Source organism: Herbaspirillum sp. ST 5-3 (assembly GCF_004804275.1).
GTDB lineage: Bacteria > Pseudomonadota > Gammaproteobacteria > Burkholderiales > Burkholderiaceae_D > Noviherbaspirillum.
Genome location: NZ_STGI01000004.1, coordinates 292,537 through 310,635 on the forward strand (window position 1 = coordinate 292,537; position 18,099 = coordinate 310,635).

Here is an 18,099-nt window from a genome sequence, read left to right on the forward strand (position 1 = left end):
CGTAGGCAACACGCTACTGCGCTAGGCTGAAAGATCTATCTCGACGACAGGCGATGCAGGAACGGAATTCGCCCCGACCACTGGACTTATTCCAGATCAAGAATTTCAAATAAATCCACACCCCTGATTGTCGACACTAGATTTAGTGATTAACATCATTTCGACCACAACAGGTTGTATTCATCAGGAGGCGCAATGACGGCTCGCGCAATTACTTTTCTCACAAAAATCATCAAACGGGACGGCAGTCTCAAGCCGTTCGATCCCAACAAGATCCTGTCCGCCCTGCTTCGCGCCGGCCAGGCAAGCGGCGAGTTCGGCCATGAAGAGGCCGAAGCGCTGACCCTGCAGGCGGTCATGCAGCGCATCCAGCTGCAAGGCGATGCTGCACCGCACATCGAGCAAATCCAGGACGTGGTCGAGGCTGTGCTGTTCGACGCAGGCTATCGCAAGACGCTGCGCGCCTATGTCGTCTATCGCGAACAGCACAAGAAACTGCGCAACGACCGCAAGACGCTGGTCGACGTGGAATCCTCGATCAACGAATATCTCGAACAGCTCGACTGGCGCGTCAACGCGAATGCCAACCAGGGTTATTCTCTCGGCGGACTGATCCTCAATGTGTCCGGCAAGGTCATCGCGAACTACTGGCTGAATCACGTCTATCCGCCGGAAGTGGGTGAAGCACATCGCCGCGCCGACATTCATATCCACGATCTCGACATGCTGGCAGGCTATTGCGCCGGCTGGTCGCTGCGCACCTTGCTCAACGAAGGTTTGAACGGCGTGCCCGGCAAGGTGGAATCCGGCCCGCCCAGGCATATGTCGAGCGCGATTGGTCAGATCGTCAACTTTCTCGGCACCCTGCAGAACGAGTGGGCCGGCGCGCAGGCGTTCAGTTCCTTCGATACCTACATGGCGGCCTTCGTGCGCAACGACAAGCTGTCGTATGGCGAAGTCCGGCAGTACATGCAGGAGCTGATCTACAACCTCAACGTGCCCTCGCGCTGGGGAACGCAGACGCCCTTCACCAACCTCACCTTCGACTGGGTCTGCCCGGAAGATCTGCGAGAGCAGGTGCCGGTCATCGGCGGCAAGGAAATGCCCTTCACCTATGGCGACCTGCAAGGCGAGATGGACATGATCAATCGCGCCTACATCGAAGTGATGATGGCCGGTGATGCCAAGGGCCGCGTGTTCACCTTCCCGATCCCGACCTACAACATCACCGAAGACTTCGACTGGAACAGCCCGAACGCCGAACTGCTGTTCGAAATGACCGCACGCTATGGTCTCCCCTACTTCCAGAACTTCGTCAATTCAGAACTCAAGCCGAACATGATCCGTTCCATGTGCTGCCGGCTGCAGCTCGACCTGCGCGAGCTGCTCAAGCGCGGCAACGGCCTGTTCGGCTCGGCGGAGCAGACCGGCTCGCTCGGCGTGGTCACGATCAATTGCGCGCGCCTCGGCTATCAGTTCCGAGGCGATGAAGCCGGCTTGCTGGAGCGCGTGGACCAGTTGCTGGAAATCGGCAAGATCAGCCTCGAGATCAAGCGCAAGGTGATCCAGCGTCACATGGACAATGGATTGTTCCCGTACACCAAGCGCTACCTCGGCACGCTGCGCAATCACTTCTCGACGCTCGGCGTGAATGGCATCAATGAGATGATCCGCAACTTCACCAACGACGAGCACGACATCACCAGCGAATGGGGCAATGCTTTCGCGCTGCGCCTGCTCGACCACGTCCGCGCGCGCATGCTGGAATTCCAGGACCAGACCGGCAACATGTACAACCTGGAAGCGACGCCTGCGGAAGGCACGACCTACCGCTTTGCCAAGGAAGACCGCAAGCGTTTCCCGGACATCCTGCAGGCCGGCACGGCAGAGATGCCCTACTACACCAACTCCTCGCAGTTACCGGTCGGGTTTACCGACGATCCCTTCGAGGCGCTGGAGCGGCAGGACGAACTGCAGCGCAAGTACACCGGCGGCACGGTGCTGCACCTCTACATGACCGAACCGGTGTCCAGCTCGAACGCGTGCCGCATGCTGGTCAAGCGCGCGCTGAGCCGGTTCCGTCTGCCGTATATCACGGTCACCCCGACTTTTTCCATCTGCCCCAAGCATGGATATCTGAGCGGGAAACACGAATTCTGTCCGAAATGCGATGACGAAATTATCGCGCGCAAGATGCGCGAGGCGGAATCGGCTTAGATAGCAGACTGTTGAAAAACGTAGTGAGCGGCGCGAGATTGGAGCCGAGGAGCGCACGCGTACGGAGTGGTACGCAGAGCACCGCAGGCCCCAGGATCGGCCCGCGCAGCAGTTTTTCAACAGACTGCCAGAACTAGCCGAGATCAAGTCGGATCGTTTTCATTGGTCCGAAAGACGACAAAAGATGCAACTTCAACGTACACTTCGATAAGGAGATAGTCATGACAGACCTTAGCAATCAAAAGGCGCTCGCAAGCAGGCAAATCATTCTCACGGATGCAGAACGCCAGCCATGCGAAATCTGGACCCGGGTGATGGGTTATCACCGTCCCGTGTCCTCCTTCAATATCGGGAAAAAGGGAGAATTTCATGAGCGTCAGTACTTTAGCGAGCAATCAGCACAACTCTCCAGCGACTGAGAGTTTGCCGCGTTCGCTGAAGGTCGGTGGCATCACGCCGTTTACGTCCACCGACTACCCCGGACAGCTTGCCGCGGTCGTGTTCGTGCAAGGTTGTCCGTGGCAGTGCGGGTATTGCCATAACCCGCACTTGCAGCCGCGCCTGCAGAAGAGCCCACTTCAATGGTCGCGCGTACTGGGCCTGCTGGAAAAGCGCGTCGGCCTGATCGACGGTGTCGTGTTCAGCGGCGGCGAGCCGACACTCGATCCGGCGCTGGGCAATGCCATACGAGATGTGCGCAGGCTGGGTTTCAAGATCGGCCTGCACACCGGCGGATCCTATCCGCATCGCCTCATGGAACTGTTGCCGGAGATTGACTGGATCGCGCTGGACGTCAAGGCGCCATTCAATCAGTACGAGAAAATCACCGGCGTCACCGAAAGCGGCCTGCACGCGCTCGCATCGGCCGAAGCGATCCTTTCAAGCGGTATCGACCATGAGTTCCGCACGACCGTGCATCCGTCGCTGCTCAGTGAAGAGGAAGTGCTTGAATTGGGCCGCACGCTGTCGAGCATGGGCGTCAAGAACTATGCGCTGCAAGTCTTCCGCGCACAGGGATGCAAAACCAAGGAATTGAAAGCGACGGCGCTGGCCGGTTATCCGAGCACAGGCCTGATTGCGCAGCTCTCGCAGTTGTTTCCGGGCTTCGTCCATCGCCCGGCATAGAGACTGAAACCAACATAGGAAGGGAAATACGGTGCGCGTGGCAGATGTCGCGCACCATCCCCGCAGCAGCGCTTACTCCTGCTCTTCGTTCACTGCTTCGGCGCGATGCCGATCGAGGTCGGCGATCACACGCTCCACCACCGCATCGCCCTGCTCGCGATCGAAGTCCATGTGATTGCGTTTCTTGACGCCATACTCGTTCAACTGGTGATAATGTTCCGGCGTGACGCCATGACGCGCCAGCGAGCTGCGAGTGCATGCAAGGGGGCAGCCATCGAGCGCGATGATCGGACGCCCGGATTTGGCGACCCTCACCAATTGCGGCACATCGCCGCCCACGCCCGCGATGCACGACATTTCAGCGACTCCGCGACGATCCAGTCGCAGGGCAACATAGTTCGCCGTCTGTGCGGCACTGGAACAGCCCGAGCAGGAATACACCAGTGGAAAATTCGGATCCTTTGCAGCCATCCTATTCGCCCCCGCTCTATCAGGCCTGTCCGCGTCCGCCCGGCTTGATCCTTCCCAATACGCGGGCCGGAGCCAGTTTTCCGAGTTCGAATACCGGCAGCTCGATCGCATCCAGCGTGTTCTTCACCAGCAGGCCGAGTTCGGTATCGCCCTCCATCGAAAGACGGCGGCTGAAGAACAGCGTGTCAGGATCTTCCTGGCGACGCGCAAGCAGCAGGAAGTCGTGCGCGCTGGCGCCGATCGTCAAGTCCGGCTCGCCATCCTTGCCGCATGCGGCGAAGCGTCCGTTCTCCCACTTGAAATCGAAGGACAGCTTGGCATCGGTGACGCTGATGCGCAGTTTTTTCCCGTTCAGGGACTGCTGCACGTCGGGCGGCAGATCGCCCTTCAACGCAATATTGAGCCCGGTTGCGAACAACAGTGAACCGGGATAGACCGGCAACAGGGAAAGTAGCTTGCCCACCGGCTCTGGCAACAGAAAACGACTTTGACTCATAGGAGTTTCCTCGACTGAAACTTGCTGGGCTTTGCACAGACAGATCACAGTCGACAAAGCTCAGTCCTTCACTTCCTCTCACGGAATCGCGAGAGGGCACGTCGCGGCGGAAACAGGGACTCTCCCGCTCCCGCAAAAATCAGGCTGCCACCATCTGGTCAAGACCGGGCTTGCCGTACCAGAAACCGTTGCATGGCGCAGCCGGCATCAATGCCTCCATCTCGCGCATCGCTTCGGCTGCATCGCGCTTCTGCGCGATGACATCATGGAACAGGCCAATGATACGATCGGTATGCTGCGATTGCGGACTGATGCGAACCACATCCACGCCAAGCTCGCGCATGGCGCCGATTTCATTGACCAGGTTGTAGACCAGCGCCGATTGCGTCTGGATGCCGTTGAGCGTCAGGAAATGCTGGCCCTCGCGCGTCTTCAGCGCCAGACCATCCGGGAATTCCATGCAGGTGAACTGGCAATCATCTTTCGGCAGGTTGCGATGGCGCGCGGTGAAGCAACGCGCGGAGAACGCCAGCGGCATTCGTCCGTAAGAGAACACCTCAGTCTCGATTCCGGCCGGGCGCCCCTGCTGCATATGGATCAGTCCATCGCGCGACATTTCCAGCGGCATGACCCAGCGTCTTGCGCCGGTTTCAGCCATGAACTGCAAGGTCGGCGGGTTGAATACATTCAGATGCGGACCGGCGACGAACGGCACCTTGCCCGCCAGGCAATGCACCGCGCCCATATCGTTCGCCTCGACGTCGAAGCGGCCGTTTTCGGTGATCCGGTGCAGCGTGCCGATATCGGTCTTGGACTCCAGCAGGACTTGCGTGGACAGCACCACTTCCTTGCCGGCTGCCTGCAGCATATCGGCGACGTCAAGCCAATCGGTGAGCTTCAGTTCGCGACGGCGCGAGCAAACGGCCTCGCCGATATAAACGATATCGACCGGCGTCTCCGCGATCATCTGATAAAACTCGAATACGGTATTGCGCGGCCAGAAATACAGGTTCGGCCCCAGAGCCAGCTTCAAAATGTGTTCTCCAGCAAATTATTTCCAAGGCTTGTGGTAGGCGCCGAGCGTGTGCTGCTGTCCTTCCGCTACCTTGTTGAGTTCCGACATCCAGGCCGGCTTCACGGAATAGCGCTGCGCATGGTCGCGGCAATTGTCGATCGCCTCGCGCCACACCTTGGTGACTTGCGCAACGTAAGCCGGGCTGCGCTGGCGGCCTTCGATCTTGATGGCGCGCACGCCCATCGCCAGCAGTTGCGGCAGCAGTTCCAGCGTATTGAGGCTGGTCGGCTCCTCGATCGCGTAATAGCTTTCGTTGTTGACTTCGAAGCGGCCCTTGCACAGCGTCGGATAGCCCGCGTTTTCGCCTTCGTCATACCGGTCGATCAGCACGCCGTTCAGACGCGACTCCAGTCCCTTCGACGTCTGCTGCCAGCGCACCGACTTGGCGGGGGAACACACGCCGTGCGTGTTGGGCGCTTCGCCCGTGACATAGGATGAAAGTGCGCAGCGGCCTTCCACCATCACGCACAGGCTGCCGAATCCAAAGACTTCGATTTCCACCTGCGTGTTCTGGCTGACGAACTCGACCTGCTCCAGCGACAGCACGCGCGGCAGAACGGCGCGCTGGATGTTGAAGCGCTCGCGATAGAAATTGATCGCCTCGTAGTTGGTCGCCGATCCTTGCACCGAAAGATGCAAGCGCAGATCCGGGTAATTCTTCGCCGCATACTGCATCAGCGCCGGGTCCGCCAGGATGATCGCATCGATGCCCGAAGATGCGGCGCGGTCGATGGCCTTGCGCCACGGCGTGACGTCGGTTGCCTGCGGATAGGTATTCAGCGCCAGCAGGACCTTGCGACCCTTGCCATGCGCGTACGCGATACCTTCCGCAATGGCCTTCTCGTCGAAATTCAGACCCGCGAAATTGCGCGCGTTGGTCGCGTCGCGAAAGCCGAGATAAACACAATCCGCGCCATTATCGACGGCCAGCTTCAGGGCCGGGAGGCTACCGGCCGGACAAACCAGTTCCATCTGGCCTGCTGCGTTCTGCATAACTTCTATTCTTCAAAAATAACGATGGGGTTCTTGATCATGCAAACTTCAGTGTCCCTCAAGCGGGCATGATCGCCGCCGACGGCGAAACTGCAATGCAGTCGGCTTTCGCGGGGCGCATGCCGTTCAGCAGGAATTCGATCAACTCGCGTACGGAGCGGATTTCACTGCCGAAAGGAAGCTTTTCCGAGCCGCGGAAGAACAGGCCGCGCTTGACGTCGCCTTTCATCGCGAAGGCAAGCTGGGTATCGATGCAGAACTGGCCGTGCTTGGCAATGCCGTCGCGCAGACCGCACTCATGCAGGCAGTCGAAACCGACCGTGCAATCCTTCGGTGCCGCCTTGCTCTGCAGCTTCGCTTCTTTCTCCAGGTAGTTCGCCAGCCAGGGAGTACGCACTGCACGCGCGGGCAGGCCGGCAACGCTCATGAAGGTAACAATATCTTCAGGCTTGGCCTCGGCCAGCACTTTCTTGAAGTTGATGTGGGCATCGCCCTCTTCGGTCACCGCAAAGGCGGTACCGAGCTGAATCGCGCTCGCACCCATATCCAGCAAGGCACGCACCTGCTCGTGAGAGTTGATGCCGCCGGCGGTAATCAGGGGAATGCGTTCACGCTCGATGCCAAGTTCCTTGAACAATTCAAGCGTGCCTTCCAGCACCGTGGGGAAAGCGAAATGCGGCTTGTCAACATCTTCCACCTTGGCCGCGCCGAGGTGGCCTGCGGCATAGCGCGGATTTTCGATCACGATCGCATCCGGCAGGCGATTCTTGCGCATCCACTTTTTCAGGATCAGCGCAATGCCGCGCACATCCGACAGGATCGGAACCAATGCCACATCCGGGTGGTCTACGGTCAACTCGGGAAGGTCCAGCGGCAAGCCGGCACCGACAACGACCGCATCGATGCCGCTCTCGCAGGCTTGCTTGACATAGCTGGCGTACTCGGCAACGGCACGCATGACATTGACCGCGACCATGCCGACGCCTTGCGCAACCGCCTTGGCCGCCTTGATTTCACGATCGAGGGCAATCAGGTTGGCGCGGTCGATCAGCGCCTTGTTGCGCGACTTGCCGGTCTGCGCCATGAGATCGGCGTGATGACGCCGCAAATCCACGCTGGAAATCGTGCCGACGCCGCCCAGGCTGGCGACTGTGCCAGCCAGACGATGTGCGGAAACCCCGACACCCATACCGCCCTGGACAATTGGAAGGAGAGACTTGCCCTTGACGACAAGCGGTTTTAAAGCGGTTTTCAGCACGACGGTCCTTCCGATCTCTAAGCAACGAGCGAATGTAGCAAATGCGAAGTCGAATTTGTTTGATCTCAATCAAGAATTTCGGACTTGAATTGAATTAAGGCAATAACATCCGCCACATAGCCATTTTGCCCACTCTACTCTGCGGACGGCCCTGAAATCCTTGATCCAGGTTAAGGATTCCCGCTTGCCACGAATGTCACAATGTGATGCACTTTTAACGAACAAGGCTTTACATGACCACCATCTCACGCTTTCTCGGCAGCGATCACAAACGCTGCGATGATCTTTTTGCCAACGCCGAGACCAGCGTCAGCAAGGCCGAATGGGATCAGGCCACAAACTACCTGAATGAATTCACCGAAGCGGTCGAACACCACTTCACCATGGAAGAAAAAGTGCTGTTTCCGGCGTTTGAACAAGCCACCGGCAGTACTGAAGGCCCGACGCGCGTCATGCGCATGGAGCATGAGCAGTTGCGCTCCATCATGGGAATGCTGAAGGCCGCGCTGGACAAGCGTGATCCGGACGATTTCTTCGGCTGCTCGGACACGCTGAACACGATGGTTCAGCAGCACAACATGAAGGAAGAGACGATTCTCTACCAGATGGCCGAACGCGTGCTGGGCGGACAGCAGGAGCAGATCATCAGCGAGATGAGCGCCGTCGACGCCACGCTATGAACAAGCCGGCAGACGACATCGTCCTGGATGTATGCGGACTGGAACCGCCGGAACCGCTGGAGCGCATTCTGGAGGCGCTGTCCGATCTCGCGCCCGGCCGTCGCTTGTGCGTCATGATCGGCCGCGAGCCGTTTCCCCTCTATCGCATCCTGGAGCAGAACGGCTTCGCGCATCAGACCCGGTGCCGCGAGGATTTCATCTACGAAGTCCTGATCTGGCACCGAAACAAGAACTGAGACGAAGTCCATGCAGCGCGTCTTATCGTTCGAACAGACACCGCCCTTATCGGTGCCGCTTCGCTTCTTCCTCACCGCACCGCTCTTTGCCGTCGCCGCCGGACTGTTGCTGCTCTGGCAAGGACCGGAGGCGCTGGTATCGCGCTGGACGCCGGCAACGCTCGCCCTCACCCATCTGCTCACGCTGGGCTTTCTCGCGATGTGCATGATCGGGGCGCTGCTGCAGATTCTCCCCGTGGTCGCCGGCATCGACATTCCACATTCGAAATTGACCGCCGGTGTGGCGCATGCATTGCTGACATCCGGCGTTCTCGCGCTGGTCGTCGGCTTTCTGCTGTCCTCGTCTGCCTTTTTCAAACTGGCGCTGCCGCTGCTTCTTCTTGCATTCGGCTGGCTTCTCCTTGCCGGCTTGCGCGGCGTCTGGTTTGCGCCGGATGGCAAGGAAATGCTGACCGCGATCCGCCTGGCGCTCAGCGCACTGGGCATTGTCGTTGTGCTTGGAATCACGGCGGCAAGCGGATTTGCCTGGCCGCTTCCGCTGCCGCTGATGCAAATCACCGATATCCACGCCGGCTGGGGACTGCTTGGGTGGGTCGGCTTGTTAATCGTCGGCATCTCCTACCAGGTCGTGCCGATGTTTCAGGTGACGCCGACTTATCCGCGCATCGTCACGAAATGGCTGGCCAAAACCGTTTTCGCATTGATCGCGATCTGGTCCATTGCGGAGGTGCTCGGCTTCCCGGGCAATCCATTGTCCGCCCTGCTCGCCATTCTCTTCGCCGCCTTCGCCTGCACGACGTTTTATCTGCTGTGGCAACGCAAACGGCCGAAACCGGACCCGACCACCTTGTTCTGGCGTGCCGGCCTTGCCAGCCTGCTCGGCGCGGCGGCTCTGTGGCTCGCAGGACGGCTGTTCCCGCAACTCGCCGCGACATCGGCCTATCCGCTGACGCTGGGTGTGTTGTTCATCGTCGGCTTTGCCTATTCGATCGTGAACGGCATGCTCTACAAGATCGTTCCGTTCCTGGTGTGGTACCACCTCCAGAACCAGCTCGCGGGCGGCTGCACCAAGGCCCCGAACGTCAAGCAGATCGTGCCCGACAAAGTCGCCCAAAAGCAGTTTCGCGTCCATTTGTTGGCATTGGTATTGCTGACTGCGAGCACGCTATGGCCGCAGTGGCTGTCGCAGCTTGCCGCGCTGGCCTTTGTCGCATCTTCCGGCTGGCTCTGGTTGAATATCTGGAAAGCGGCGCGCATCTACCGCAACATGACATCGGACCTCTCGAAGCTGCGCGATGCGGCAGCCTAGCGGCCCTCGTAGGAGCGCAGTTTTTCGATATCGAGAATCGTGATGGTGCGCCCCTCCACGCTGATCATCTGCCGGTCGGCGAGATCATGCAGGATGCGCGAGAAATGTTCCGGTGTCAGGTTGAGGCGGGAGGCCAGCACCGTCTTGCTCACCTTCAGGGTGATCTGATCGCCGTCCGCCGGCGCCTCTTCCTTCAGCAAGTAACCGATCACCCGCTGCGTGCCGGAACTCAGCGAGTAGGCTTCGACATCGCAGATCAGGCCGTGCAAGCGCCGGCTCAGGCCCGCCAGCATCTTGCGCGCAAACTTCGGATCGCGTTCCAGTTCGTCGAACACCGCTTTCTTCGGAACGTGCAGCAGCAAGGAATCCGCGAGCGCCTGTGCCGTCACGATGTACGGCTTTTCCATGAACATCAGCGCCTCGCCGAAGCTGTATCCCGGCCCGATGATCTCGACCACCTTTTCGTTGCCGTCGACGGAATGAAACGCCAGCTTCACCTGGCCGTAAATCACGGTGTGAAACCCGAGGCAAGGATCGCCCCGGCGAAAAATGATGTCGCCGCGCGGAACGTGAACTTCACTTGCCGATTCGGCGATCTTTTCCAGTTCTTCCGGCGCGATTTCATTGAACAACGGCAGCCGGGACAGGAAATCGCGGATCTTGGTTTTGCTGGTGCCCATTCCGTATTAACGCACGATCAGAACAGGGATGGTCGTCGCGGCAAGCACCTTGGTGGCTACCGAGCCCATCACGAGGTTCTGGAAGGCCGTGTGTCCATGCGAGCCCATGACAATCATGTCAATCTTCTGCTTCTTGGCATAAGCGCGAATTTCCTCCGCCACGTTGCCGATTTTCCAGGCCGACGTATAGGGAATCTCCAGCTTGCGCAACAACTTCTCGGCCGGAACCAGTTCGGCCTGGGACTCTTCCTTGTAATAATTCTTGACCATCTCTTCACCCAGAATCGCGCTGGCGCGACCCGGTGGAATGGGTTCCGTCACGTGCAATAGATGCAACTCCGGCGTTCCCTGAAACCAATCGAGGTGCGAGGTCACATGCTTTACCGCCTTGAGCGAATATTTCGAGCCATCAACCGCGATCAATATTTTCATTGGAATTCCCTGTATCCGAAGTGGTTAATATGCAGATTGTCGCGCACGAATGTAACAAAGGGGTATTGCAAATTGTTTGATTTGAATCAATTCGTCCAAGATTGACGCAACGCCCGCCTGCCGGTCATACAAAGAGGGTTTTCGCCTTCATCGGTCGGATCAATGGTATTTTCACAACGCCTCGCAACATCCCCGTGAACCTGTCTGCATTGCCTGGAGATCGTTTTGACACAACATTCTGGCACACATCTGCATCGCATCACCATCGTCGGCGGTGGCGCCGGCGGCCTCGAGCTCGCTGTTCGCCTCGGCAAAAAACTGGGAAAGCACGGCAAGGCGCAGATCACCCTGGTCGACGCCGCCCGCACCCATTTGTGGAAACCCTTGCTGCACCAGGTCGCCGCCGGCACCATGGACAGTCATACCGATGAACTCGAATATCTCGCGCTGGCGCGCAATTACCACTTCAAGTTTCGGCTCGGTCGCATGGACGGATTGAGCCGCACGCAAAAGGAAATCTATCTTGCGCCGACATACGACGAGGAAGGCAATGAAATCCTGCCGCGCCAATCCATCCCGTACGACACGCTGGTGCTTGCGATCGGCAGCCAGTCCAATGACTTCGGCACGCCGGGCGCGCAGGAGCATTGCATCATGCTCGACTCCCCTGAGGCCGCAGAGCGGTTTCACCAGCGCCTCATCAACTCCTGCCTGCGCGCGCAAACCCGGCCACGGACTCCCGGCCAGGATCAATTCACCGTGACGATTATTGGCGGCGGCGCGACCGGCGTGGAGTTGTCCGCCGAACTGCACATGACAACCAAGATCATGTCGACGTACGGCCTCGCCAACTTTGATCCGGAAAAGGATTTGAGAATCGTCGTGGTGGAAGCCGCGCCGCGCTTGTTGCAGGCGCTGCCGGAACGCCTGTCTTCAGCAGTCGCGCATGAGCTGCGTTCACTGCATATCGAAATTCATACCAGCGAACGTGTCGTGGAAGTGACGAAGGACGGCGTCAGGATGGCCAACGGCACTTTCATCCCGAGCGAAATCGTCGTGTGGTGTGCGGGCATCAAGATTCCCGATTTCATGAAAGACCTCGATGGGCTGGAAGTGAACCGTCTGAATCAACTGATTGTCCACCGCACCCTGCAGAGTACCCGGGACACATCCATTTTTGCCATGGGCGATTGCGCGGCGATTCCCCAAGGAGACGACAAACCCGTCGTGCCCCCGCGTGCTCAATCCGCGCATCAGGAAGCAACGATGCTGGCAAAATCCCTTGTGCGCATGTTGCAAGGAAAACCCCTTCTCGAATTCACCTATCACGATTACGGCTCGCTGGTGTCCCTCGGCGACTACAGCGCGGTCGGCAGCCTGATGGGCGCAATCGCCAAGGGCTCGGTCTTCATCGAGGGAACTATTGCCAAGTGGATGTACTGGTGGCTGCACAAGAGCCACCAGATTGCCGTGAGCGGCTGGTTCCGGACTTGGCTGGTGACTTGGGCCGAAGCCATCAACTGGGCCCGCAATCCGCGCATCAAGCTGCATTAGAGCGGATTCCGGATTAGTACCCGGTCACGCTATGGCCTGGCGAGCGTCACGCCGTGCCTCGCGAAAATCTGGGCCAGCTGCCCGGATGCCGCCAGGTCATTGGTTGCGGCTTGCAAGGCTTTCGCCAGCTCGACATTGTCGTTCTTCACTGCCATGCCGACCACCCAGCCCTGGCGCGGCAGTCGCTGGAACGTGGCCTCGCTCAAGGCAAAGTTGGGATCTTGCCTGATCACCGATTCGATCTCGGAACGATTGGCGAGTACCGCATCGAGCTCACCCGCCTTCAGCTTTTCCAATGCCTCGACGGCCGTCGGATAGATCTTCACATTGTCGCGAAATTTTCCGTCCTGTTCGCCCAGCATGACCATCGCAGAGATCGACACTTTTTCCACACCGACCTTCTTGCCGGCGAGCGAATCGACGCCGTCGTAGGTCGGAATCTTGCGCACATCGCGCACCAGACGCACGTTCTCATGATAGTACGGCGCAAATATCTTGACCTTCCTGGCCCCGTCCATCAGGCGCGGGTCGACCGGTACATGCATCAGCACGTCGGCCGGACCATAGCCGAGATAATGGCCTTTCCACACCATGTTGCGCAGGTCGTCGCCGAGGTCTTCACCGGCATCGAAAGGTAGCAGGCTCAGGCGTAGCCCAAGCTTTTCCGCCAGAGCGCGTGCAAGGTCGATATCGATCCCGCTGTCCTGCGCAGAGAATGGCGCGAAATCCTTGTATACCGCGACCTTCAGGATACCGTCGTGCTTCAGCTTGTCGAGATCGGCATGCGCGGAATGCAGCGGTGCATACAGCAAGAGTGCCAGCGCAAAAGGCGCCATCAGTCTTCGAATGAATGGCATGAACATCTTTGTCTCCGTTGATCTTGTTGAATTTGCCCCAGTCGCTTATCGCGTTTCCCGGCGCGTCTCCAGATAAGCCTTGATTGCCCACATCGCTTCCTGGTTGAACACATTTTCAAAAGGCGGCATGTACACGGCACCGTTGCGCACCTTCCCGCCGCGGATCGACGTCAGGAAGTATTTGTCGGTGTCCTTGAAGCATGCCTGCTTCTTCGCCTCGTTCTTCAAGCCGAGGCAATCGCGGTCCAGCTTGCGCAGGTCGGGCGCAATGCCGCCGGAAACGGCCTCGATGCCGTGGCAACGTGCGCAATTCTGTGCGAAGGCGGAGGTTCCGACCTTGACCGCCTCCTCGTTGCCCTTGTAGGGATTTTCATCGCGCCATTTCTCGCCCAGGGGCGGCAAGGATTTGGTATCGACGGCTTGCGGCGTGACGTCGCCGTGTGCATGGGCCGCAAGCGGCATCAACGATGACGCGGACATCATGAGACCAACAACAAAAGTGCAAGGTTTGAATTTCATGGTAGCTCCCGAATTAAAAAAATGAAGGGTAAGCACCCAAACGCAATTGGTATGCCATGCGGTTCACCGCGCATCGCGAAGGCCGCATCAATCCGGATTCCTGTCGCATAGAGCGAACATGCGCTGTTCAATGCTCCTCGACGGGGCTGAACCGTCGGCATGCGGTACAAATCCGTTGCGTCAATATGCAACAGTGCTCCAGAACACAACGCTTCAAAACAGGATCAACGAGCGGTCTGCATTGCGCAAAAGACATGATGAAAAACGGTTGGAAAGTCGGTGGGGAAAAAGCGAGACTGCGATATCTCGATGCGCAAACGCGACAATGCGCAGGATGCGCATAACGCGTCCTGCGCATTGTCGAATGCGCGCAATTCTGGTCCGAGCTTTAACGCGGCAACATGCGCCAGATGATGCGCGTCCCGGAAACGGCGAGGTGGTAGAACACCGCCATGACATGCACGACGATCAAGCAGACAAGCAGCCAGGAAAACGCCACATGCGTGCTGTTGAACACGGAATGAATGAGCGGATCATCCCATCCTGTGCGCGGCAGCGGGTATCCGAAAAAACTGATTCCATGCCGCGTGAAACTGGATGCGACGAAGCCGCAGAATGGCGTCAAAACCATGCACGCATACAGCAGCCGATGCGAAATCTGCGCGGCTTTTTCCTGCAAGGCAGAGCGATGCAGGCTGGCCGGCGCCGGCATCCTTGACTTCCACCACAAACGCAGCACGACCAGCGCAAACGCAATCAGTCCAAGCGACTTGTGCAAGCCGTAATAAAACGCGACCGGCGGTGTGCGCTTCGGAATATCGACCATGTACCAACCGATCCCGATCTGTACAAACAACAGGATCGCCATGATCCAGTGCATTGCCATCGCCGGCTTGCTATACGCGTCTTCGGAATTTGCTTTCATGCTAGTCTCCAGCCGTTTCAGGTTCTCCATCGATTACTGCACCACCACGCCCCACGGCAATTCGCCGACCGGGATTTCCTTGATCACCTTGTTGCTCTCCGTATCCAGCACCGACACCGAATTGGATCGGCCGTTGGCCACGTACAATTTCTTTCCGTCCGGTGTCAGCGCCATGTTCCATGGCCGCTTGCCGACCGGGATGGTGTCGATCATCTTGTTATCGACGGCATCGATCACCGACACGCTGGCATCCTTGCCGTTCGATATATAGACATGCTTGCCGTCCGGATGCACTGCCACGCCGTTGGAGAATTTTCCGGCCTTGATTTGGGTGATCAGTGCCTGGCCCGGTACATCGATCACATACACGGTGCTCGCAATTTCGGCGGCAACGTAGGCCTTGCTTCCGTCGGGCGAAAATCCGATGCCGCGCGGCCGCTCGCCGAGCTTGATCGAATTGACCTGCTCGCGCTTCGCGACATCGACGATATCCAGCGTGTCCGCCTCTTCCGCACTCACATAGAGCCATTTGCCGTCCGGGCTGAACTCCGCATGCTCCGGATTCTTGCCTTTCGTCTTGACGCTGAATACCTGCTGATTGGTGGCCGTCGACACGAAGCTCACGCTATTGCTGATTTCGCTCGCAACCACGACCCAGTCGCCGGCGCGAGAGATGCCAACACCCTCGGGCGATTCCTCCAGCACCACCTTGGACACCACGGCTTTTTTCGCGAGGTCGACGATCAACAATGCATTGCTGGTCTGGTCGCTGACATAGAGAAATTTTCCGTCATGGCTGGCCACGAGTCCTCTCGGCTTTTTACCGGCTGCGATGGTATCGACCACGGTATCGGTGGCGCAGTCGATCACCGACAGCGTGCCGGATTTCTCGTTCGGTACATAGGCGAAGGGACTGGCATAGGCGCCGAGCGTTGATGCAGACAGAACAAGGGTTGCGGCGAAATGTTTTTTCATGATGTCTCCGTTATAGGATCTTGTGGTCAATCGTTGTTCAAAACATCGTGCGCAAACCGACGAACAGGCGCCGCCCGGCGGCCGGCTCGAAGAAACGTCGGTTGCCGTCATTGACGATGATCGATCCGGCGTAGTTCTTGTCGAACAGGTTGTCGATTCGTCCGTACAGATACATCTTCGCCTTGCCAACCCGGAAGTCGTAACCTGCGCGGACATTGAACACGGCATATCCGGGCGCAGCGTCGCTGTTGAGGTCATCGACATAGGCACGGCTTTCGGCGCGCATCTCCAGCGCAGTCGTGACTGCCTCCAGCGGCCGGTATTCAAGTTGCGCGAACAAGCTGTGCATCGGCGCGCCAGGCAAGCGGTTGCCGGAAGCGATCGCCGCATTCTGCCCATTGACGAACTGCTGCCTGAAGCGTGCATCAAGCAAGGTATAGCCAAGCTGCGTGGCGAACTTGTCCCATGCGGCTTTCCACGCCACTTCAAATCCGCGACGTTCCACCTTGTCGACATTCTGGAAAATCGAGCGTCCGTTCTCGGTCGTCAAGGGAACGATTTCATCATTGCTCTTCGCATCGAACAGCGCCATGTCGACGCTGTGCCGACCCTGACGCAGCTTGATCCCCACTTCGCCCTGCACGCTGCGCGATGGTTTCAAAGCCAGGTTCGGGCCGGTTGCGCCGGGCCGATAGGCCATCTCGGTCAGCGTCGGCGTTTCAAAGCCGCGACCGATATTGCCATACACGTTCACATCATCATTGGCATGCCACACGAGGCCGAGAACCGGGCTGGTATTGCGATATTCCACGCTGCCGCTGTCATTCGGGCTGGCGGAAGTGACGTAATGATCATCGACCGAGAAGCGCACGCGTGACGCACGTGCACCGGCGGTCGCAGTCCATTGCGGCGAAAAGGTCCAGTCCATCTGACCAAAGAGATCAAGATTGTCCGCGCTGTCGATCTCGTCGCGGCGCAAGTCCCCGACGCTGCCGTTGTTGTTGACGAAGCCACGCCGGTTCTGATCGAGCTGATCCGCCTCGACACCGAGCGTCCAGTGCAGCGGCAATCCATTGAGTTTCGTCTTGTGAGTCCAGCTCAAGCCGGCGCCGTCGAACTTGTTATCCAGATCGACAATGCCGCCGGCGGAGTTGCTTGCCGCACCGCTGAACGAGAGAGTCTGGAACGCCTGGCGCGTGCCGCCGTACACCCGCGCATTGAGCGTATCGCTGGTCGACAAGCGTTGTTCCAGCAATACGCCGGCCTGATTCTGTTCGATCGACTTGCGCGTGTCGAAGGCAATCGCACCGGATATCACCTGTCGCGGATTCTGCTCGAACTGGGCATGTGTCAGGCCGAGCGGATCCTGCGCACGCGGCTGGTCGAAGCGATTGAAAATGCCCGTGATGGTGGTATCCGCGGACGGACGCGCCACCAGTTTGGCATTGACCTGGGTGCGATCGGCCGCACTGTGATCGCGATATCCATCCGTCGAATAATGCGAGACGTCAAGCAATGCACCGACAGTCTCATTACCGCCACCCACCGACACATCTGCCTGCCGCTGTCCATATGTACCGGCACCGACTGCGAGGCTGGCGAACGGCGCTGCCGGCGCCATCGGCGGATCCTTGGTAAATACTTGCACCACACCGCCGGCGGCATTGCCATACAGTTGCGCAACCGGGCCGCGCAACACCTCGATGCGCTTGGCGGAAGTCAGGCTGGCGATCGCCGCCTGCCCTTGCCCGTCCGGCATGGTGGCCGGGATGCCATCGATCAGTATCCGCACCCCGCGAACACCGAAGGTCGAACGCGTGCCGAATCCTCGCACCGACATCTGCAGGTCCTGCGCATAATTCTGGCGCTCCCGGACCTGAACCCCGGGCACGGCCTGAAGCAGCTCCGACAGGTTCACCAGCGGCGACGCAGCGTGCTGCGTATCGATCTGCACGGCGTCGATCGAGGCCGCGGCATCGAAGCGGCGCTGCTCCGAACGACTGGCGGACACGACCACATCTTCCAATCGCTTTTCCTGCGCGTTCGCGACATGTGCCGCGCACAGCAGCTGCGCACTTAATGAAAGAACAAGGACCGGACGGCGCCCTGCCAGCGAAGGAACTGCTGCGCTGCAGCGATGACGATTGGATGAATTCATTTGGAAATTGATGTTGAGGTTGACAGGAGCGACAGAGGCCATGCACCACGGTTTGCAAGTTGCATGCCACGGCCAAACCTGACAGGCCGGATCCGATGCACCTGACGCGGGAACGGAAATTGCGCTGCGATGTGCCGCA

At 58.8% G+C, this 18,099-nt stretch carries 19 protein-coding genes; 7 read left to right on the forward strand and 12 right to left on the reverse strand.

The genetic code is table 11. The annotated features are described in order from the left end of the window. Window positions 1-195 precede the first annotated feature (195 nt). The 3 genes from E6W33_RS10480 (at window position 196) to E6W33_RS10490 (ending at window position 3,342) form a co-directional block, all read left to right on the forward strand. On the forward strand, window positions 196-2,217 hold the full coding sequence (locus E6W33_RS10480; protein WP_136417239.1) for a ribonucleoside triphosphate reductase: 2,022 nt from the start codon (window positions 196-198) through the stop codon (window positions 2,215-2,217). Window positions 2,218-2,438: 221 nt separating this feature from the next. Then, window positions 2,439-2,636, forward strand: a complete 198-nt coding sequence (gene nrdD, locus E6W33_RS10485; protein WP_136417240.1) for an anaerobic ribonucleoside-triphosphate reductase — start codon at window positions 2,439-2,441, stop codon at window positions 2,634-2,636. Further along, window positions 2,587-3,342 (forward strand): anaerobic ribonucleoside-triphosphate reductase activating protein, encoded by a 756-nt coding sequence (locus E6W33_RS10490; RefSeq protein WP_136417241.1) that lies wholly within the window; start codon window positions 2,587-2,589, stop codon window positions 3,340-3,342. The genes nrdD and E6W33_RS10490 overlap by 50 nt, the downstream gene beginning before the upstream one ends. 72 nt (window positions 3,343-3,414) lie before the next feature. Here the strand turns inward: E6W33_RS10490 and E6W33_RS10495 are convergent, their stop codons facing one another. The 5 genes from E6W33_RS10495 to E6W33_RS10515 all read right to left on the reverse strand — a co-directional run bounded on the left by E6W33_RS10495 (window position 3,415) and on the right by E6W33_RS10515 (window position 7,635). After that, window positions 3,415-3,813, reverse strand: coding sequence for a putative zinc-binding protein (locus E6W33_RS10495; RefSeq protein ID WP_136417242.1), 399 nt, complete (start codon window positions 3,811-3,813; stop codon window positions 3,415-3,417). 19 nt (window positions 3,814-3,832) lie between these two features. Continuing rightward, complete coding sequence (locus E6W33_RS10500) at window positions 3,833-4,309, reverse strand: SCP2 sterol-binding domain-containing protein (RefSeq protein WP_136417243.1); 477 nt, start codon at window positions 4,307-4,309, stop codon at window positions 3,833-3,835. A 139-nt stretch (window positions 4,310-4,448) separates the two neighbouring features. After that, window positions 4,449-5,342 (reverse strand): U32 family peptidase, encoded by an 894-nt coding sequence (locus E6W33_RS10505; protein ID WP_136417244.1) that lies wholly within the window; start codon window positions 5,340-5,342, stop codon window positions 4,449-4,451. 18 nt (window positions 5,343-5,360) lie between these two features. After that, window positions 5,361-6,377: a peptidase U32 family protein gene (locus E6W33_RS10510; RefSeq protein WP_136417245.1), complete on the reverse strand. Its 1,017-nt coding sequence runs from the start codon at window positions 6,375-6,377 to the stop codon at window positions 5,361-5,363. Between the two features lie 58 nt (window positions 6,378-6,435). Continuing rightward, complete coding sequence (locus E6W33_RS10515) at window positions 6,436-7,635, reverse strand: nitronate monooxygenase family protein (protein ID WP_136417246.1); 1,200 nt, start codon at window positions 7,633-7,635, stop codon at window positions 6,436-6,438. A 233-nt stretch (window positions 7,636-7,868) separates the two neighbouring features. Between E6W33_RS10515 and E6W33_RS10520 the strand changes: the two genes are divergently transcribed. The 3 genes from E6W33_RS10520 to E6W33_RS10530 are packed head-to-tail and all read left to right on the forward strand — an operon-like array spanning window position 7,869 to window position 9,860. Continuing rightward, window positions 7,869-8,315, forward strand: coding sequence for a hemerythrin domain-containing protein (locus E6W33_RS10520; protein ID WP_136417247.1), 447 nt, complete (start codon window positions 7,869-7,871; stop codon window positions 8,313-8,315). Beyond that, on the forward strand, window positions 8,312-8,551 hold the full coding sequence (locus E6W33_RS10525) for a DUF2249 domain-containing protein (RefSeq protein WP_136417248.1): 240 nt from the start codon (window positions 8,312-8,314) through the stop codon (window positions 8,549-8,551). The genes E6W33_RS10520 and E6W33_RS10525 overlap by 4 nt, the downstream gene beginning before the upstream one ends. Before the next feature lie 10 nt (window positions 8,552-8,561). Next, window positions 8,562-9,860 carry a hypothetical protein gene (locus tag E6W33_RS10530; RefSeq protein ID WP_136417249.1) on the forward strand — a complete coding sequence of 433 codons (1,299 nt, stop codon included), beginning with the start codon at window positions 8,562-8,564 and terminating at the stop codon, window positions 9,858-9,860. Here E6W33_RS10530 and E6W33_RS10535 read toward each other — a convergent pair. Both E6W33_RS10535 and E6W33_RS10540 read right to left on the reverse strand, forming a co-directional pair. Continuing rightward, a complete protein-coding gene (locus E6W33_RS10535) occupies window positions 9,857-10,540 on the reverse strand; it encodes a Crp/Fnr family transcriptional regulator (protein WP_136417250.1) in 684 nt (227 codons plus the stop codon). The two genes, E6W33_RS10530 and E6W33_RS10535, sit on opposite strands and share 4 nt — an antisense overlap. 6 nt (window positions 10,541-10,546) lie before the next feature. After that, window positions 10,547-10,972: a universal stress protein gene (locus E6W33_RS10540; RefSeq protein WP_136417251.1), complete on the reverse strand. Its 426-nt coding sequence runs from the start codon at window positions 10,970-10,972 to the stop codon at window positions 10,547-10,549. A 225-nt stretch (window positions 10,973-11,197) separates the two neighbouring features. Between E6W33_RS10540 and E6W33_RS10545 the strand changes: the two genes are divergently transcribed. Beyond that, entirely contained in the window at window positions 11,198-12,526 is a 1,329-nt protein-coding gene (locus E6W33_RS10545; protein ID WP_247869609.1) for an NAD(P)/FAD-dependent oxidoreductase, read from the forward strand. A 29-nt stretch (window positions 12,527-12,555) separates the two neighbouring features. On the opposite strand, the gene E6W33_RS10550 is transcribed toward E6W33_RS10545, so the two are convergent. From E6W33_RS10550 to E6W33_RS10570, 5 genes are all read right to left on the reverse strand, one after another. Continuing rightward, complete coding sequence (locus E6W33_RS10550) at window positions 12,556-13,389, reverse strand: transporter substrate-binding domain-containing protein (RefSeq protein WP_247869610.1); 834 nt, start codon at window positions 13,387-13,389, stop codon at window positions 12,556-12,558. A 39-nt stretch (window positions 13,390-13,428) separates the two neighbouring features. After that, window positions 13,429-13,902, reverse strand: a complete 474-nt coding sequence (gene pedF / locus E6W33_RS10555) for a cytochrome c-550 PedF (RefSeq protein ID WP_136417252.1) — start codon at window positions 13,900-13,902, stop codon at window positions 13,429-13,431. Between the two features lie 388 nt (window positions 13,903-14,290). After that, window positions 14,291-14,827, reverse strand: coding sequence for a cytochrome b (locus E6W33_RS10560; RefSeq protein ID WP_168798604.1), 537 nt, complete (start codon window positions 14,825-14,827; stop codon window positions 14,291-14,293). A 33-nt stretch (window positions 14,828-14,860) separates the two neighbouring features. Further along, window positions 14,861-15,802, reverse strand: coding sequence for a beta-propeller fold lactonase family protein (locus tag E6W33_RS10565; protein WP_136417254.1), 942 nt, complete (start codon window positions 15,800-15,802; stop codon window positions 14,861-14,863). A 37-nt stretch (window positions 15,803-15,839) separates the two neighbouring features. Next, entirely contained in the window at window positions 15,840-17,960 is a 2,121-nt protein-coding gene (locus E6W33_RS10570) for a TonB-dependent receptor (RefSeq protein WP_136417255.1), read from the reverse strand. Window positions 17,961-18,099: the final 139 nt, after the last annotated feature.

Bases quoted from the DNA above. Each gene is read 5' to 3' on its own strand.
- E6W33_RS10510 (WP_136417245.1), bottom strand. From the start codon at position 6,377: ATGCAGAACGCAGCAGGCCAGATGGAACTGGTTTGTCCGGCCGGTAGC.
- E6W33_RS10540 (WP_136417251.1), bottom strand. From the start codon at position 10,972: ATGAAAATATTGATCGCGGTTGATGGCTCGAAATATTCGCTCAAGGCG.
- E6W33_RS10495 (WP_136417242.1), bottom strand. From the start codon at position 3,813: ATGGCTGCAAAGGATCCGAATTTTCCACTGGTGTATTCCTGCTCGGGC.
- E6W33_RS10500 (WP_136417243.1), bottom strand. From the start codon at position 4,309: ATGAGTCAAAGTCGTTTTCTGTTGCCAGAGCCGGTGGGCAAGCTACTT.
- pedF (WP_136417252.1), bottom strand. From the start codon at position 13,902: ATGAAATTCAAACCTTGCACTTTTGTTGTTGGTCTCATGATGTCCGCG.
- nrdD (WP_136417240.1), top strand. From the start codon at position 2,439: ATGACAGACCTTAGCAATCAAAAGGCGCTCGCAAGCAGGCAAATCATT.
- E6W33_RS10565 (WP_136417254.1), bottom strand. From the start codon at position 15,802: ATGAAAAAACATTTCGCCGCAACCCTTGTTCTGTCTGCATCAACGCTC.
- E6W33_RS10480 (WP_136417239.1), top strand. From the start codon at position 196: ATGACGGCTCGCGCAATTACTTTTCTCACAAAAATCATCAAACGGGAC.
- E6W33_RS10525 (WP_136417248.1), top strand. From the start codon at position 8,312: ATGAACAAGCCGGCAGACGACATCGTCCTGGATGTATGCGGACTGGAA.
- E6W33_RS10530 (WP_136417249.1), top strand. From the start codon at position 8,562: ATGCAGCGCGTCTTATCGTTCGAACAGACACCGCCCTTATCGGTGCCG.
- E6W33_RS10570 (WP_136417255.1), bottom strand. From the start codon at position 17,960: ATGAATTCATCCAATCGTCATCGCTGCAGCGCAGCAGTTCCTTCGCTG.
- E6W33_RS10550 (WP_247869610.1), bottom strand. From the start codon at position 13,389: ATGTTCATGCCATTCATTCGAAGACTGATGGCGCCTTTTGCGCTGGCA.
- E6W33_RS10490 (WP_136417241.1), top strand. From the start codon at position 2,587: ATGAGCGTCAGTACTTTAGCGAGCAATCAGCACAACTCTCCAGCGACT.
- E6W33_RS10535 (WP_136417250.1), bottom strand. From the start codon at position 10,540: ATGGGCACCAGCAAAACCAAGATCCGCGATTTCCTGTCCCGGCTGCCG.
- E6W33_RS10520 (WP_136417247.1), top strand. From the start codon at position 7,869: ATGACCACCATCTCACGCTTTCTCGGCAGCGATCACAAACGCTGCGAT.
- E6W33_RS10560 (WP_168798604.1), bottom strand. From the start codon at position 14,827: ATGAAAGCAAATTCCGAAGACGCGTATAGCAAGCCGGCGATGGCAATG.